This window comes from Flexivirga sp. G2 (assembly GCF_055397625.1).
Window position 1 is genome coordinate 2,114,390 of sequence record NZ_AP039675.1, and the last position, 15,931, is coordinate 2,130,320.

Annotated in this window: 14 protein-coding genes; 11 read left to right on the plus strand and 3 right to left on the minus strand. The window is 68.6% G+C overall.

The window, feature by feature from the left end:
- The 3 genes from hisS (at position 1) to ACZ50J_RS10260 (ending at position 2,723) form a co-directional block, all read left to right on the plus strand.
- On the plus strand, positions 1-1,341 hold the full coding sequence (gene hisS, locus ACZ50J_RS10250) for a histidine--tRNA ligase (protein WP_464301173.1): 1,341 nt from the start codon (positions 1-3) through the stop codon (positions 1,339-1,341).
- Positions 1,338-1,802: a 4'-phosphopantetheinyl transferase family protein gene (locus tag ACZ50J_RS10255; RefSeq protein ID WP_464301174.1), complete on the plus strand. Its 465-nt coding sequence runs from the start codon at positions 1,338-1,340 to the stop codon at positions 1,800-1,802. Before hisS ends, ACZ50J_RS10255 begins: the two co-directional genes overlap by 4 nt.
- 219 nt (positions 1,803-2,021) lie before the next feature.
- Positions 2,022-2,723 carry a peptidoglycan-binding domain-containing protein gene (locus ACZ50J_RS10260; protein WP_464301175.1) on the plus strand — a complete coding sequence of 234 codons (702 nt, stop codon included), beginning with the start codon at positions 2,022-2,024 and terminating at the stop codon, positions 2,721-2,723.
- A gap of 76 nt (positions 2,724-2,799) precedes the next feature.
- Here the strand turns inward: ACZ50J_RS10260 and ACZ50J_RS10265 are convergent, their stop codons facing one another.
- From ACZ50J_RS10265 to ACZ50J_RS10275, 3 genes are all read right to left on the minus strand, one after another.
- A complete protein-coding gene (locus ACZ50J_RS10265; protein WP_464301176.1) occupies positions 2,800-4,107 on the minus strand; it encodes a M1 family metallopeptidase in 1,308 nt (435 codons plus the stop codon).
- 124 nt (positions 4,108-4,231) lie between these two features.
- Complete coding sequence (locus ACZ50J_RS10270; protein ID WP_464301177.1) at positions 4,232-8,068, minus strand: Pls/PosA family non-ribosomal peptide synthetase; 3,837 nt, start codon at positions 8,066-8,068, stop codon at positions 4,232-4,234.
- Between the two features lie 100 nt (positions 8,069-8,168).
- Positions 8,169-8,810, minus strand: coding sequence for a hypothetical protein (locus ACZ50J_RS10275; protein WP_464301178.1), 642 nt, complete (start codon positions 8,808-8,810; stop codon positions 8,169-8,171).
- 94 nt (positions 8,811-8,904) lie between these two features.
- Here ACZ50J_RS10275 and xerD point away from each other — a divergent pair, with 94 nt between their 5' ends.
- From xerD to ACZ50J_RS10315, 8 genes are all read left to right on the plus strand, one after another.
- Entirely contained in the window at positions 8,905-9,804 is a 900-nt protein-coding gene (xerD, locus tag ACZ50J_RS10280; RefSeq protein ID WP_464301336.1) for a site-specific tyrosine recombinase XerD, read from the plus strand.
- 84 nt (positions 9,805-9,888) lie between these two features.
- Positions 9,889-10,743: a ParA family protein gene (locus ACZ50J_RS10285; protein ID WP_464301179.1), complete on the plus strand. Its 855-nt coding sequence runs from the start codon at positions 9,889-9,891 to the stop codon at positions 10,741-10,743.
- Between the two features lie 2 nt (positions 10,744-10,745).
- Complete coding sequence (locus ACZ50J_RS10290; RefSeq protein WP_464301180.1) at positions 10,746-11,744, plus strand: segregation and condensation protein A; 999 nt, start codon at positions 10,746-10,748, stop codon at positions 11,742-11,744.
- Positions 11,737-12,402, plus strand: coding sequence for an SMC-Scp complex subunit ScpB (scpB, locus tag ACZ50J_RS10295; RefSeq protein WP_464301181.1), 666 nt, complete (start codon positions 11,737-11,739; stop codon positions 12,400-12,402). Before ACZ50J_RS10290 ends, scpB begins: the two co-directional genes overlap by 8 nt.
- Entirely contained in the window at positions 12,399-13,328 is a 930-nt protein-coding gene (locus ACZ50J_RS10300) for a pseudouridine synthase (protein ID WP_464301182.1), read from the plus strand. The genes scpB and ACZ50J_RS10300 overlap by 4 nt, the downstream gene beginning before the upstream one ends.
- Before the next feature lie 41 nt (positions 13,329-13,369).
- Complete coding sequence (locus ACZ50J_RS10305) at positions 13,370-14,518, plus strand: prephenate dehydrogenase (RefSeq protein WP_464301183.1); 1,149 nt, start codon at positions 13,370-13,372, stop codon at positions 14,516-14,518.
- Between the two features lie 63 nt (positions 14,519-14,581).
- Positions 14,582-15,283, plus strand: a complete 702-nt coding sequence (gene cmk, locus ACZ50J_RS10310; protein ID WP_464301184.1) for a (d)CMP kinase — start codon at positions 14,582-14,584, stop codon at positions 15,281-15,283.
- Positions 15,249-15,911 carry a lysophospholipid acyltransferase family protein gene (locus ACZ50J_RS10315; protein ID WP_464301185.1) on the plus strand — a complete coding sequence of 221 codons (663 nt, stop codon included), beginning with the start codon at positions 15,249-15,251 and terminating at the stop codon, positions 15,909-15,911. The genes cmk and ACZ50J_RS10315 overlap by 35 nt, the downstream gene beginning before the upstream one ends.
- The last annotated feature ends 20 nt before the right edge of the window (positions 15,912-15,931 follow it).

The window sequence follows — 15,931 nt, forward strand, 5'->3', positions numbered from 1 at the left end:
ATGGCAACCAAGGTCACCCCGATCAGCGGCTTCCAGGAATGGCTTCCCGCCGACCGGATCGCCGAGCTCATCGTGCTCGACACCATTCGCGAGGTCTTCGAACTGCACGGCTTCGCCTCGGTCAACACCCGCTCCGTCGAGCCGGTGGACCGCCTGTCCGCTCAGGGCGAGGACGCCGACAAGGAGATCTACGGCGTACGCCGGCTGGCAGCGCCCGCCGACGACAGCGAGCCGTCGCTCGGTCTGCACTTCGACATGACGGTGCCGTTCGCGCGCTACGTGCTGGAGAACGCCGGCAAGCTGACCTTCCCGTTCCGGCGTTACCAGATCCAGCAGGCGTGGCGTGGTGAGCGCCCGCAGCGCGGCCGCTACCGGGAGTTCATCCAGGCCGACATCGACATCATCGACGCGAACGACCTGCCGCCGCACTACGAGGCCGAGCTCCTGTTGGTGATCGCCGACGTGTTCTCCCGGCTGCCCGTCGGCGATTACACGATCCACGTCAACAACCGGAAGATCTGCCAGGGGTTCTACACCGGCATCGGCATCGAGGACGTCATCGGCACGCTGCGGATCGTCGACAAGCTGGACAAGATCGGTGACGACGGGGTGGCGAAGCTGTTGCTGGCCTCCGGCCGCACGCAGGAACAGGTCGACCAGTGCCTCGCACTGGCACGGATCAGTTCGACCGACAGCTCGTTCGTGGAGCAGGTTCGTGCGCTCGGTGTGCAGAACGACGTCCTCGACGAAGGACTGGCACACCTCAAGTCCGTCATCGACACGGCCAACGAGCACGCGCCCGGAGTCGCCGTCGCCGACCTGCGGATCGCCCGAGGCCTCGACTACTACACCGGCACCGTCTACGAGACGATGCTCGACCGCGACCCCGGGTACGGCTCGGTGTGCTCCGGCGGCCGGTATGACGCCCTCGCCTCTGACGGCAAGCGCACGTTCCCCGGGGTGGGCATCTCGATCGGCGTGTCCCGACTGCTCGGTCTGCTCATCACCGAGGAGGGACTGACCGCGTCCCGCGAAACGCCGACCGCTGTGCTCGTTGCGGTGAATGACGAGGATTCACGCGCCGATTCGGTGCGTGTGGCGACGGCGCTGCGCGCCCGCGGCATACCGACACTGGTGGCGCCGAAGGCGGCGAAGTTCGGCAAGCAGATCCAGTTCGCCGACCGACGGGGAATCCCGTACGTCTGGTTCACCGGCGCCGACGGCGATCAGGTGAAGGATCTGCGCAGTGGCGACCAGGTGTCCGCCGATGCCGGTTCCTGGGCGCCGCCCGAGGAGGATCTGCGTCCGTCGCTGGTCGTGCCGGGGACGGCCACGGAGTGACCGGGGAACCGTCGACGCTCGTCGTCGACGGCCACCTGAGTACCGATGCTCTGGTGCGGGCCGCGGGCCTGCCGGGGACCCTCGTGCATCGCTGTTCGCAGTGTGGGTCCGTCGAGCACGGTCAACCGGTGCTCGACGAAGGACCGTTCCTGTCGGTCTCGCGGAGTGCCCGGATCTCGGCGATCGCGTGGTGGGCCGGGGGACCGGTCGGCATCGACGTCGAGCTCGCCGACGCGACGGCGCCTGCGGACCTCACTCTGCACCCGGCGGAGGCATTCGACGATGTGCTGTCCGTCTGGGTGCGCAAGGAGGCCGTCCTGAAGGCACTCGGGACCGGGCTGCGCACCGATCCGCGGACGATCCGGCTGAGTTCGCAGCACGGCGTCGCGCGTGTGTTCGGGACCGAGCTGCACGCGCACGAGCTGCACGTTCCCGGGCACGTTGCCGCGATCTGCTGGTGACCTCGTCGCCCGAGTGTGGTTCAGCCTCCAGGTGACCGGTTCAGGTGCCGGTAGAACTCAGACTCACGGCCCGGGGCCTACGACTTAGACCGAGTTCCGCTCTCCGGCACCAACCGTGCAGCCGCTGTGTCGTCCTCCTCAATGACCGGCACACAAACGTGCGGGTAGACACAAATCCGAGGTGGCGCACGACGCCACCGAACTCAGGGGGAATCAGTAATGAAGTCACGCAGGACAACACAGTTCGCGGTCGGCACGATCGCCGTGATCGGCACCATCGCCGCGACCACGGCTGTCGCCGCACCCGCCCACGCGCAGGGCACACACCAGGGGCGCAGCGCCGCATCGCAGGTAGCCGCGCACCAGCCGACGTTGTCGTATGGCGCACACGGCTCGGCAGTACGCCTGGCGCAACAGGACTTGACCCGTGACGGGTACCGGGTCGTCGCAGACGGCATCTTCGGGTCGAAGACTCGCGCCGCCGTCTTGGCGTTCCAGAGCGCGCAGAGTGTCGCCGCGGACGGTGTCATCGGCCAGATCACCTGGGGCCGCCTCAGCCACCCGCTGCCGACCCTGGGGCTCTCGCGCTGGGGTGGTCAGCCGACCCGCGGGTTCGGACACGTGCGCCCGACGGTGATCGACAACGGGGGCGACGCCACCGGCCTGGTCACCAGGGTGTCGTGGAGCAGTTGGGGCGGCCGTACCGCGAATGGCACGGGCACCGGCACGTACGTCCCGCCGAAAAAGCCTGTCGCAGGAGGCATTCCGGTGCGCGCATCCATTCGCGCGTCCGACCTGACGTCCTGCGGCGGACACAGCGCATACCGGCACCTCACCTGGTGGTTCCCGAGCAAGGGTGAGACCTACCAGTGGGCGATCAAGAACCACGTCGAGAGCTACAACGTCTGCCACGCCTCGTAGCCCGACGTAGGGTTCCTCGGCTGCGTGGCTGCGGCGCTGACACGGCACGCAGCCACGCAGTCGGGGAGCGGCAGGCTCAGGCCGGGGGAAGCTCCGGCAACGCTTCTTCGTAGATCCACGGGTCGAGCAGATCGGCGACCTCCGGGCCGCACACCTCGCTGACGAGGAACTTGAAATCGCCGGTGGTCACGTTGCCGTACTTGTGCCGACCGACCCAGGAACGAGCGAGGTCGAAGAACGCCGCGTCGCCACTGGCAAGCCGAATCGCGTGCAGTGTCAATGCGCCTCGCTTGTAGACCCGGTCGTCGAACACGTCGTGCACACCGGGGTCGCCAAGGGTGAGGTCCTGCTTGAGTTCGCTCAGCCGGCCCCAGTGCACGCGCGCCCGCTGGTCGGCAGTGGCGTTGCCCGACGCTTCCGACCAGAGCCATTCGCTGTAACAGGCGAAACCCTCGTGCAGCCAGATGTCGCGCAGTTGCCGCAGGGTGACGGCGTTGCCGAACCACTGGTGTGCGAGCTCGTGCGCGATGAGTCGCTGCGCTTCCCAACCGCGGTGCAGGAGGTTGGAGCCGAACACCGAAAGCCCTTGGGCCTCAAGGGGGATCTCCAGTTCGTCGGTCGTCACGACGGCGCGGTAGTTGGCGAACGGGTACGGCCCGAAGAGCCGCTCGAACTCGGCGATCATGCGCGGCTGGTCGGCGAACGCCTCATCGAACCGGGCGCGTAACGCGGGCGCGACCACTCCCGAGAGCGGCACCGAACAACCGGGGATCTCGTGCTCGGCATACTGGCCGACCTGCACGGTGGCGAGGTATGGCGCCATCGGCTCGCGCTGTTCGTAGGTCCACACCGTCTGGCTGGAGCGCCGAACGCTACCGGTGCGAACGCCATTGGCGACGACGTAGTAGTCCGAGGGCGCGCTGATGCGGATCCGGTAGCTCGCCTTGGCGTCGGGTCGGTCGTTGCACGGGAACCAGGACGGCGCACCGCCGGGCTGCGCGGCGACGATGGCTCCGTCCTCGAGTTCCTCCCAGCCGGCCTCACCGACCTTGTCGCGGACCACCTTCGGCACACCGCGATAGGTGATCACGACCTCTGCGGTCGCATCCGCATAGAGCGGTTCGGCGAGCTTCAGCACGAGTCGGCCGCCGCGGTGGGTGTATCGCGTCGTACGCAGTCCTCGGACCGAGACCACCTTCAGGTGGTGCAGATCCAGCGTGAGCGTGTCGACCCCGTCGGCCAGGGCGCGGATCGAGAGGGTCGCCTTGCCGGCGAGACGGTTGCCGATCAGTGCGTATTCGAGGTCCAGGTCATAGTGCTCGACCGTGTATGACGGATCGCCATGACCGGGCAGATACGGGTCGGCGGACGGCTGGCCGTTCACGGACGGCTTGCCTCGAGTGGGCGCTGCGACTCGCAAGCTCCCTGCAACACCAACACGTTTCGAGCCCTCCTGAGACATTCCGATCGAACTTCCGAGCGCCCATACAACCATGCGGGATTCGCCATCAGTCGGTTACCCACGGGCCGATCGGGTTGCCCAGCCAGCGAGTCATGTCCGGGACGGTTTCACCGCGCATGACCAACGAGGCGGGCCCGACGGTGCTGTGGCGGCCGAGCTCGGCCGCGGGCAGGATCACACTGTGCGGCCCGATTGTCGCGCCGGACCGGAGCGAGACGGAGTCCAGTGACAGCACTCGGTCGTGGAAGAGATGCGTCTGCACCACGCAGCCCTTGTTGACCGTGGATCCCGGACGCAGGTCGATGAGGTCGGTCTCGGGGAGCCAGTACGTCTCGCACCAGACCCCGCGACCGATCTTCGCGCCCATCGCGCGCAACCACAGGTTCAGGACCGGGGTGCCTGCAGATGCACGCGCCAGCCAGGGCGCCGCCAGCATCTCGACGAACGCATCGGTGAGCTCGTTGCGCCATACGAACGAACTCCACAACGGGTGCTCACCCTGGCGAACTCGCCCTATCAGCAACCATTTCGCGGCAATCGTGACCACCGATGCGATCGCGCCACCGACCATGAGAGTGACACCACCGAGCAGCAGTGACCACAGGCCCCAGTGCTCCTGCATCCAGAGCCAGAGCAGCGCCGTCGCGGCGGAGAGCCCGAAGCCGCCGAGCCACGGAATCAGGCGGCACACCTCGATCAGGGCTCGGGCGATCTTGAGCCGCATGACCGGGCGATAGGTGCGGGAGTCGTCACCGCCGGAGGTGGTACGACGGAGCCGCACCGGAGGACTGCCGATCCAGGACGTGCCGGACTTCGGCTTGTCCTTCCGGCCGGGCGCGGCGGACAGCACGGCAACAAGACTGCCCTTGGGCAGTTTTCGGCCGGGTGCCGTCATACCGGAATTGCCGACGAAGGATCGCTTGCCGACCTTGGTCTGCTCCATCCGCAGCCAGCCGCCGGCCAACTCGTACGGACCGACCAGGGTGTCGTCGGCCAGAAAGGCGCGGTCCCCGACAGTGACCAGCTTCGGGATGAGCAGCACGGTCGAGGCCTCGACCTCGTCGCCGATCCTCGCTCCGAGCGCACGCAGCCAGGCCGGCGTCACCGTGCTGGCATAGATCGGGTAGAGCCAACCGCGCGCCTCGTCCATCATGCGCAACGTGCCCCACGCGCGGAGTGCCTGCCAGCTGTGCACGGGATGGTGGCCGGTCCGCAGGCCGGCGCTCAACGAACGGACGACCAGCCAGACGAGTACTGCCAGCACCGCGATCCCGGCGAGGCCGCCGGCCACGACCGAGAGTATGGCGAAGGGCCAGACGCGATGCCGACCCTGCACGAGCAACCCGATCCAGGTGCCGATCACCGTGGCGACGACGGGGCACGCGGCGATCAGCAGTGCCATCACGGCATACAAGAGGGTGAAGGCGGGGCGGTGCGGAGGGTGCTCGTCCGACCATGCGCCGCGTGCCTTGCCCGAGCGCCGGGCGGGAGCGCCGCTCCAGAACTGATCGTCCGGCACCTCGCCGAAAACCCCTGAGCCCGGGGCGATCTCGGATCGGCGACCGACGACGCAGCCCGGTGTGAGGGTGGAGCGGGTTCCGACGCGTGCATCGCGGCGGACCGTGACGGTGCCGATGTGCAACCGGTCGCCGTCCAGCCAGTGACCGCTGAGGTCGACCTCGGGCTCGATCGACGCGCCGCGCCCGACGCGCAGCAGGCCCGTCACCGGCGGGAGGCTGTGCAGATCGGCATCGCGGCCGATCCGGGCTCCCAGCAGCCGCGCGTACCAGGTCATGAACGGTGCCCCGGAGAGGTTGGTCGCTCCGGAGTCGTCGTTGATCCGTTCGGCCAGCCAGAGGCGCAAGTGCACCCGGCCGCCGCGGGGATGAACGCCTGGCCCGACGCCCCGGAGTATGACGCGAATCATCCCGGCTGCCAGCAGCATTCGCCCGACCGGGGTGAGGAAGATCGCGGCCAGCACCACGACCAGCCACCACGGTGCCGTGGGCACCGACCAGCGCAGATCGTCCAACGCCGGTGACGCGAGTTTCACACCGAGGAGCAGCCAGGAGACCCACCGCAGTGCGGCGATCGTCCGGGTGCACAACAGCGCGAACTGTTGTACTGCCTGAGATTTCGCCGGTGTCGGCCGCACTTTGCGGTCACGGACGTTGGCGGGCGAGCTCATCGAGTCGAGGTGTGCGGCCAACCCGGCGACCGTGGAGTGGTCGTAGATGTCCGCGACGGTCACCTCGGGCTGCAGCCGTCGCAGCCGCGACACCATCTGGGCAGCGGTCAGCGACCCGCCGCCGAGGTCGAAGAAGTCGTCCTTCTCAGAGGTGACCACTGCGCCGAGGACGTCCAGCCACAACTCGGCGATCGTCTTCGCGGTCCCGGTCAACTCCTGCTGTTCGTCGCTGCCGGCCCGCAGGGTCGCCACCGGCCAGGGGAGCGCGTCGCGGTCGATCTTCCCGGACGTGCGCGTCGGCAGCGTCTCGACGCTCGCCAACCGGGGCACCATGGTTGCCGGCAGCTCGTCGCGCAGCCGCTCCATCGCCGCGCTCAGGTCGAATTCGCCCTCGATCGTGATGTATCCGACCAGGATCTTGGTGCCGGAGCCGGTCGTGCGGATGGCCGCCGCACCTCCGCCCACGCCCGGCAGAGCGGTCAGGGCAGCGTCGATCTCGCCGAGCTCGATGCGGCGTCCGCCGAGCTTGATCTGCTCGTCCATCCGGCCGCCGAAGATCAGTCCGGTCTCGTCGCGGACGACATGGTCACCGGAGCGGTAGGCCCGCTCCCAGCCGAGGGACGGCATCGCGGCGTACTTCTCGGCATCCTTCTCCGGGTCGAGGTAGCGCGCGAGGCCCACGCCGCCGATGATCAGTTCGCCGGTCTCGCCCTCGGCCACCGGTCGGCCGGTCGGGTCGACGACCTCCAGATCCCATCCGTCGAGAGGCAGGCCGATACGGACCGGCTGCCCCGGTTGCAGTTGCGCCGCGCAGGCGACCACGGTGGCCTCGGTCGGGCCGTAGGTGTTCCAGACCTCGCGGGTGGCGGTGGCGTACCGGTCCGCGAGTTCGGGAGGGCATGCCTCGCCACCGAGGATCAGCATCCGCACCTTGTCGAGCGCGTTGGCCGGCCAGAGCGCCAGCAGCGTCGGCACCGTCGACACGATGGTGATGTCGTTCGCGACAAGCCAGGGTCCCAGGTCCATGCCACTGCGCACGAGCGAGCGCGGCGCCGGCACGAGGCAGGCGCCATACCGCCACGCGAGCCACATCTCCTCGCAGCTGGCGTCGAACGCGACCGACAGTCCCGCCATCACCCGGTCGTCGGTGCCGATCGGGTGATCCTGCAAGAAGATTCGCGCCTCCGCGTCGACGAAAGCGGCCGCGTTGCGATGAGTGACCGCAACACCCTTCGGCTTGCCCGTCGAACCGCTGGTGAAGATGATCCACGCGTCGTCGGTCACCTCTGGCGCCTCGACCTCGCGCGGCGGTCCCGGTGTGCGCACCTCGAGGGCGAGGTCGTCGGTCAGAACCGCAGCGACCTGTGCCTCGCCGAAGACGACGGCCGCCCGTTCGTCCGGATCGTCGGCGTCGACCGGAACGTATGCCGCGCCGGCCAGCAGGGTGCCGATGATCGCGACGTAGAGGTCGATCGTGCCGGATTGGATGCGGATACCGACCCGAGCGCCGCGTCCGACACCCTCCTGGCCCAGCCGATCCGCGAGATCGCTTGCGCGCTCGGCAAGTTCGTCATAGGTGAGGACCATCGCACCGTTGTCGAGAGCGGGGGCGTCCGGGCACTCGGCAACCGTCTCCTGGAACACGTCGACGAGAGTCCTCGCCGGGGGAGCGGACTGCCCGCGGTGCAGTGTCACCAAGGTCCTCCGGAGCAGGGGTGAAGTTGTCGCTCACATTGTCGTCCCGGCCGCGGGCGTCTGGCGAACGATGCATGTCCGGACGGTTAACGAGGAGTGACTATTCGGGCTCGCGGGTCGACGAAGGCTCGGCCGAATCGGCGACGTCCCGAAGCCCGAGGTGCGCCAGGTACGAGCCGGCGAGCACTGCGATCGCCTCCTCGTCGCCGTCTCGCCACTGCTGTGCGGGTCGTGCTCCGACCGCCGCCAGCCGTTTCGCGGGGAGCCGGGTGAGAGCGTCCAGCGCCAGCAGGTCCGCACCACCGGCCTGGTGCCGCAACGCCTCCGCGCGCCCGGCCCGGCGCGCGTAGCCGACGCGCAGGAAGAGCCAGCCGAAGACCGCGACCAGCACCGGGACCAAGGCGATCTCGAAACCGATGGCGGCGCCGAGTTTGCCCAGGTTGTCGGCCAGTTCGCCGCCGGCGTGCTGCAAGGACGTCGCCGCGCCGGCGGACTTGTCGAGCGGCTTGCGGACCTTGCCGCCGACCAGGGGAGTGTGCGAGAGCACGTCGGCCGCATTGTGCAGGTTCCGCGCCAGGTCGCCGCCGCTCTTCTCGATCTTGCGCGCGCCGTCGGTGGACCCCGACACCTGCTGATGGACGTGTATGCCGAGCCACACCCACGCCGTCACCCAGACGACGGTCAACACGTCGAGGACGATCTGTCGGATCGCGCGGGATCGCTGTGCGGCATACAACTTCACGAGCTGGCTCCTCCTGGTTTCCCGGTTCCCCTTGCTGCCCTGCAGACGCGCCACGTGAGAATGTCGTTCCGTGGCAACCTCTCTCGAACGGTCGATGCGCGGCTGGCTGGACCACCTGCGCGTCGAGCGGGGCGCCTCGCCACACACACTGCGTGCCTACGAACGCGACCTGCGCCGGTATGCCGACCATCTTGCGGGACGCGGCCTCCACGATGCCGGGGATGTCGGTGAATCCGACATTGCGGACTTCCTCGCGACGCTGCGCGAAGGAACTCCGGAGCACCCGCCGCTGGCGGCCTCGTCCGCCGCCCGCACGCTCGTCGCCGTCCGCGGGTTCCACAAGTTCCTGACGCTGGAGGGCGACACCCCCGATGACGTCGCCGCCGCGGTCCCACCGCCGAAACCGCCGCGTCGGCTGCCGAAGGCGATCCCGCTGGATCAGGTGGAGCGGCTGCTCGAGGCCGCCGGCGTCGGCGACACACCCGCGTCCATGCGCGACCGGGCCTTGCTCGAACTCCTTTACGGCATCGGCGCGCGCGTCACCGAGGCGGTGAGCCTGGACGTGGACGATGTCGAGTTCGACTCCGCGACGGTGCGTGTGCTCGGCAAGGGCAGCAAGGAACGCGTCCTGCCGCTCGGTCGGTTTGCCGCAGAGGCGCTCACGACATACCTGACCCGGGCCCGGCCCGCATTGGCGACCAAGGGGAAGGGCACTCCGGCGTTGTTCCTCAACCAGCGCGGCGGACGGTTGTCGCGGCAATCCGCGTGGAACGTCATCCAGACGGCCGCCCGCCGCGCCGACCTGCCGGGTCACCTGAGCCCGCACACCCTGCGGCACTCGTTCGCGACCCACCTGCTCGAAGGGGGCGCCGACGTCCGGGTCGTGCAGGAGTTGCTCGGACACGCGTCGGTGACCACGACGCAGATCTACACGATGGTGACCGTGCAGCAGTTGCGCGAGGTGTTCGCCAGTTCACATCCCCGGGCTCACTGAGCCTCCCCGCCCGTTCTCCAGCTCGGATGTAATAGGTTGGCGCTTGATCGCCGAGAGGCCGAACGAGTCGTACAGGAGCGCGCAGTGAGTTCGAAGGAGCAGGTCGGCCCGACTGGGCGTCCGCTGCCCACCTTTCCGACGCCGGTGGAGCTCAAGAGCCATGGACCGGCGCGCATCATCGCGATGTGCAACCAGAAGGGTGGCGTGGGAAAGACCACGAGCACCATCAATCTGGGAGCGGCGCTGGCCGAGTACGGCCGCAAGGTCCTGCTCGTCGACTTCGACCCCCAGGGTGCCCTCTCCGTCGGTCTCGGCATCCGCGCCCACGAGCTCGACACGACCGTCTACAACCTGCTGGTCTCGCGTGAGGACGACATCCACGACGTGATCCAGCACACCGCCGACGAGAACCTCGACGTCCTGCCCGCCAACATCGATCTGTCCGCCGCCGAGGTACAGCTGGTCGGTGAGGTCGCCCGCGAGATGGTGCTGGCCCGAGTGCTGCGTCCGATCCTCGACGAGTACGACGTGATCCTGATCGACTGCCAGCCGTCGCTCGGCCTGCTGACGGTCAACGCGCTCACCGCGGCGCACGGCGTCGTCATACCGCTGGAGTGCGAGTTCTTCGCGATGCGCGGTGTCGCACTGCTCGTGGAGACCATCGACAAGGTCACCGACCGGCTCAACCCGCGCCTCGAGATCGACGGCATCCTGGCCACCATGTATGACGGACGGACCCTGCACAGCAGGGACGTGATCCGTTCGGTGGTGGGCCATTTCGACGACAAGGTGCTGCACACGGTCATCAGCCGCACGGTGAAGTTCCCCGATGCCACGTTGGCTGCGGAACCCATCACGACATACGCCTCGACCCACGGGGCGGCCGAGGCCTATCGGCAACTGGCCCGCGAGCTGGTGGCTCGCGGGGCCGCGGCCTGATCATGAACGTCGCTCACCCGGCCCCGCCAGACCAGGCGGAGCCGGACACTGACTCCGCGCTGCCGGAAGATGCTGCGGCGCCGGCCTCGGAGGATGCCGGGCAGCAGGTGGTGCCCGGCGGTGTGCTGACCCGCCGGTCCGCGTCCGCCCCCTTCGAGGTGCATCTCGACGTCTTCTCCGGACCGTTCGAGCTCCTGCTCGGGCTGATCTCCAAGCACAAGCTCGACGTCACCGAGATCGCGTTGGCGAAGGTGACCGACGAGTTCGTCGGACATATCCGCCGGGCCCAGGAAGAGGCGAAGGACTGGGACCTCGGGCAGGCCTCGGAGTTCGTCCTCATCGCGGCAACCCTGTTGGACATCAAGGCTGCTCGGCTGTTGCCGGACCTGCGCGCCGATGACGACGACGATCTGGCGTTGATCGAGGCGCGCGACCTGCTGTTCGCCCGGTTGCTGCAGTACCGCGCGTTCAAGGAGGTGTCCGCCGAGTTCGCCGAGCGGATGCAGTCCGCCGGTCGTATGACGGCCCGGCAGGCGGGTCTGGAGGAGCGCTTCGCGAAGCTCCTGCCGGAGCTCATCATGAACGTCACGCCCGAGCAGTTGGCACGGGTCGCGGCGCAGGCGATGACTCCCCGCCCCGAGCCCACGGTCGGCCTGACCCACCTGCACGCGCCCGCGGTCAGTGTTCGGGAGCAGGCCACGATCGTCATCTCGGCGCTGCGCGAGCGTCGGCAGGCGAGCTTCCGGTCGTTGGTCGCCGATGCGGATTCAACCCTGGTGATCGTCGCCCGCTTCCTGGCACTGCTCGAGCTCTACAAGGAGGCCGCGGTCACCATGGACCAGCCGGAGGCGCTGGGGGAGCTGGTCGTGCATTGGACCGGCGACGATCATGCCGCCGTCGAGGTGAGCGGCGAGTTCGACGAGCTCGACAACGATCAGGCCACCGGTCCGGCGCCCGGTGACAGCACGAGTGAGGACGGCCAGGAGAACGGCGATGACTGACGAGCAACATGAGCCCGACGCGGTGTCCGCGGACGACACGGCACCCCAGGCCGAGGATCCACAGGAGATGGTCGAGGAGGCGCTGCCCTTCGACGTACGAACCATGCCCGGCGGCGCGCGCAGCGCCATCGAGGCGATCCTGATGGTCGTCGACCAGCCGGTGACCGCGGAGGAGCTCGCGACCGCTCTCGAGCTGCCCGAGTCCGAGGTGACCGAGGAGATCGAGAGTCTCGAGAGCGAGTATGCCGAGCAACGCAGGGGATTCGCGCTGCACTGCATCAACGGGGGCTGGCGGGTCTACAGCCGACCTGACTATGCACCGGCGGTCGAGAAGTTCCTGCTCGACGGACAACAGGCCAAACTCACCCAGGCGTCGCTGGAGACGCTGGCGGTCATCGCCTACCGGCAACCGATCTCCCGCTCGCGGATCAGCGCGGTCCGCGGCGTCAACGTCGACGGTGTCGTGCGCACGCTGCTCACGCGCGGCCTGATCGTGGAGGTCGGTTCCGACGGCGAACAAGGTGCCCTGCTCTACGGCACCACCCCTTATTTCCTGCAGCGACTCGGGCTCAGCTCGCTCGACGAACTGCCGGCACTGGCGCCATACCTGCCGGATGCAGATGTGGTTGACGAACTGATTGCGCAGGGACACGGATGACAGGCAACAAGCGAAACAACCAGTCGGGCAACGGATCTCGTGGCCATCGAGGTCAGGCAGGTGCGCGAGGCCAAGCTGCACGCGGCGGCGCCGGCGGTCCTACCGGGGGCGCCGGGCGACCGGCACGGACCCGTGCCGGCGGCCAACAGCGTCCGAAGCAGCCCGCGGCTCCGCAGGCTCCCTATGTCGACGTGCACGACCCGGACGGTGTGCGCCTGCAGAAGCTGCTCGCGGCGGCCGGGGTGGGTAGTCGCCGGGTCTGCGAGGACTTGATCCGACTGGGCCGGGTCTCCGTCGACGGCAATGTGGTGACCGAGCTCGGCGTGCGCATCGACGCGCTGGCACAGACGGTGCACGTCGACGGTGAGCGGATCCAGCTGGACGAGTCGCGTGTCTACCTGGCCTTCAACAAGCCGCTCGGCGTGGTGTCGACGATGCACGACGAGATGGGTCGTCCGTCCGTCGGCGAATACGTCGAACAGCGCAAGGAGCGCCTCTTCCACGTCGGCCGGCTGGATGTCGACACCGAGGGTCTGTTGCTGCTGACCAACGACGGCGAACTCGCCAACCGCCTCCAGCACCCGAAGTACGGCGTGCCGAAGACCTACGTCGCGATGATTCCCGGGCCGGTGCCGCGCACCCTCGGGAAGCAGTTGCGCGAGGGCGTCGAGCTCGAGGACGGCAAGGTGTCGGTCGACTCGTTCAAGGTCGTGGACTCCAAACCCGGCTGGGCGCTCGTCGAAGTCATCCTGCACGAGGGACGCAAGCACATCGTGCGTCGCATGCTCGAGGCCGTCGGTCACCCGGTCGAGTCGCTGTCACGCACCGACGTCGGTCCGGTCCACCTCGGTGAGCTGCGCCCCGGCAAGATGCGGCCGCTCACCCGGCAGGAGGTCGCAGGACTCTACAAGGCGGCCGGTCTGTGAGCGACCAAGCTGGTCGAGTGCCGGGGGACCAAGCTGGTCGAGTGCCGGAGGAGCGAAGCGGGGGAGGTGTATCGAGACCGGGCGGTCTCGATACGGGCTCGGCTGGCATCTCGGTTCGCATCGTCGGCACCGGACTGATCGGCACGTCGATCGGTCTTGCCCTCTCCCACCAGGGTTTCCAGGTGCTGCTCAGCGATCCGTCGCCGACGGCACAGGCACTCGCAGCCGATCTCGGTGCCGGGCGGATCGACGACGATGTCGCGGCCGACGCGGTCTTCGTGGCCGCGCCACCGGACGTCGCCGCATCGGTGGTCGCGGACCAGTTGCAACGGTGGCCGTCCGCCGTGGTCGCCGACGTCGCGTCGGTGAAGCAGCAGGTGGCCGAGGCCGTTCGTGCCCTGGTCTCTCCGGCGGAGCTGCGGCGGTACGTCGGCAGTCACCCGATGGCCGGTCGTGAGCGGTCCGGTGCGGTGGCCGCGCAGGCCGACCTCTTCGAGGGCCGTACCTGGGTCGTGTGTCCGCTGGAGGAGTCGGATCCGGACGCGGTGCGGCTGATCCAGCAGTTGGCGCACGCGACCGGTGCCGCCGTCGAGACGATGCCTGCGGGCGAGCACGACGCGGCGGTGGCCGTCGTGTCGCACATCCCACAACTCGCCGCATCGGTTGTCGCGGCGCAGTTGCGGGAGCTGCCGGACACGGCGATCGCGTTGTCCGGCGGCGGGATTCGCGATGTGACCCGCATCGCCGCGAGTGACCCGATGCTGTGGACGCAGATCCTGGCGGGGAATGCCGCGGCAGTGGCGCCGGTCCTGGACCGGGTCGTCGCGCAGTTGGGTGCAGTCGCACAGTCCCTCGGGAAGCTCGCCGCGGACAGCAGCGCGGCCGAGGGCAGTCGGGGCGAGGTGGCACGACTGATCTCGGACGGTCAGCTGGGTCACGCCCGGATCCCGGGCAAGCACGGTGCCGCACCCGCGACATACGCGACGGTGATCGTGCCGATTCCGGACGAGCCGGGTGCGTTCGCCAGACTGTTCAACGACGTGGGCGACGCCGGCATCAACCTGGAGGACCTGCGGATGGAGCACGGGGTCGGCGCAATGGTGGGGCTCGTGGAGTTGTCCGTGTTGCCTGGTGTGGTGGACCGGTTGCGAGATGTGTTGGAGGACAAGGGATGGAGTGTTCATGAGTGAGCGGAGCGAGCGACCAAAGGGCTCAGGACGAATGGCGGGACCCGACGAAGGAGGGGCCCGGGCATGAATAAGGCGCTGGTCGTCGCGATCGACGGCCCGTCGGGGACCGGTAAATCGAGCGTGTCGAAGGCCGTCGCCGCGCGGCTCGGGGTGAGTTATCTCGACACCGGTGCGATGTACCGCGCCCTCGCGTGGTCGTGCGTCAACGCGCAGATCGACCTGACGGACGCGGCGGCGGTGGCCGACCACTGTCGCACCTTCGACCTGCGGATGGGCATGGACCCCAAGGCGCCGACCGTCGGTGTCGGTGACCGTCTCATCGACGCCGAGATCCGCCAGGACGCTGTCACGTCGGTGGTCTCACAGGTCGCGACGAACCTTGATGTGCGGGCGAATCTCAAGCAACGGCAACGGGATCTGATCGCGCAGGGGGCGGCGGCAACCGGTGGTTGCGTCGCCGAGGGGCGTGACATCACGACGGTGGTCGCCCCTGACGCACCGGTGCGCATCCTGATGACGGCCAGCGAAGACGCACGGATGGCCCGCCGGTCCAAGCAACTGAAGGTTGCGGCGGAGTCGACCAGGTCGCAGATCGTCGACCGTGATCGCGCTGACTCGACCGTCTCGCAGTTCACGACGGCCGCCGACGGGGTCGTCACAGTCGACACGTCGCACATCGATTTCCAGCAGTCGGTGGCCGCCGTCCTCCAGGTGGTGCAGGAGGTTCTCGATGGCGATCCAGAGCTATCGACCTCGGCTGGCTGACGCCTGTCGTCGGTTCGGGGTGCTGCTCGCGCACCTGCTGTATGACGTGCGGACCCTGCACACCGACCGGATGCCCGCCGAGGGGCCGATCATCGTGGTCTCGAACCACGTCGGCTTCCTCGACGGGCCGTTGGTCTTCGTCTTCGCGCCGCGGCCGCTGCGTTTCCTGGTGAAGCGTTCCTACTTCGGCTCGTTGTGGGGATTCTTCCTGCGGATCACCGGTCAGATCCCGATCGACCAGAACAGCGCGGACCGGGACGCTCTGGCAGCAGCCCGCGAGGCGCTGATGTCCGGAGGCGGCGTCGGCATCTTCCCGGAGGGCACGCGCGGATCGGGCACGGTCGAGACGGCCCAGCAGGGCGCGGCATTCCTGGCGCAGGCGACCGGTGCGCGGATCGTTCCGGTGGCCGTGCTCGGCACGAAGGGCACCGGCGGCCGGGACTCCTGGCCCAAGTTGCGCGGCTCGTTGCGCGTGGTGATCGGCGAACCCTTCGCGCTGCAGAAGCACCGTGGTGTTCCCGGCCGGGAGCGGCTGCGATTGTCGACGGAGGAACTGCGCAGTCGGCTGGCCTCGCACGTGGACACCGCGACGCAGGAGACGGGACTCACGCTGCCACGAGCGCAGTGAGTCGGCGATCGACCGGGTCC

What these genes read in the sequence shown, in the direction of transcription:
- hisS (WP_464301173.1), top strand. Translation starts at nt 1, where the DNA reads ATGGCAACCAAGGTCACCCCGATCAGCGGCTTCCAGGAATGGCTTCCC.
- ACZ50J_RS10260 (WP_464301175.1), top strand. Translation starts at nt 2,022, where the DNA reads ATGAAGTCACGCAGGACAACACAGTTCGCGGTCGGCACGATCGCCGTG.
- xerD (WP_464301336.1), top strand. Translation starts at nt 8,905, where the DNA reads ATGCGCGGCTGGCTGGACCACCTGCGCGTCGAGCGGGGCGCCTCGCCA.
- ACZ50J_RS10290 (WP_464301180.1), top strand. Translation starts at nt 10,746, where the DNA reads ATGAACGTCGCTCACCCGGCCCCGCCAGACCAGGCGGAGCCGGACACT.
- scpB (WP_464301181.1), top strand. Translation starts at nt 11,737, where the DNA reads ATGACTGACGAGCAACATGAGCCCGACGCGGTGTCCGCGGACGACACG.
- ACZ50J_RS10300 (WP_464301182.1), top strand. Translation starts at nt 12,399, where the DNA reads ATGACAGGCAACAAGCGAAACAACCAGTCGGGCAACGGATCTCGTGGC.
- cmk (WP_464301184.1), top strand. Translation starts at nt 14,582, where the DNA reads ATGAATAAGGCGCTGGTCGTCGCGATCGACGGCCCGTCGGGGACCGGT.
- ACZ50J_RS10315 (WP_464301185.1), top strand. Translation starts at nt 15,249, where the DNA reads ATGGCGATCCAGAGCTATCGACCTCGGCTGGCTGACGCCTGTCGTCGG.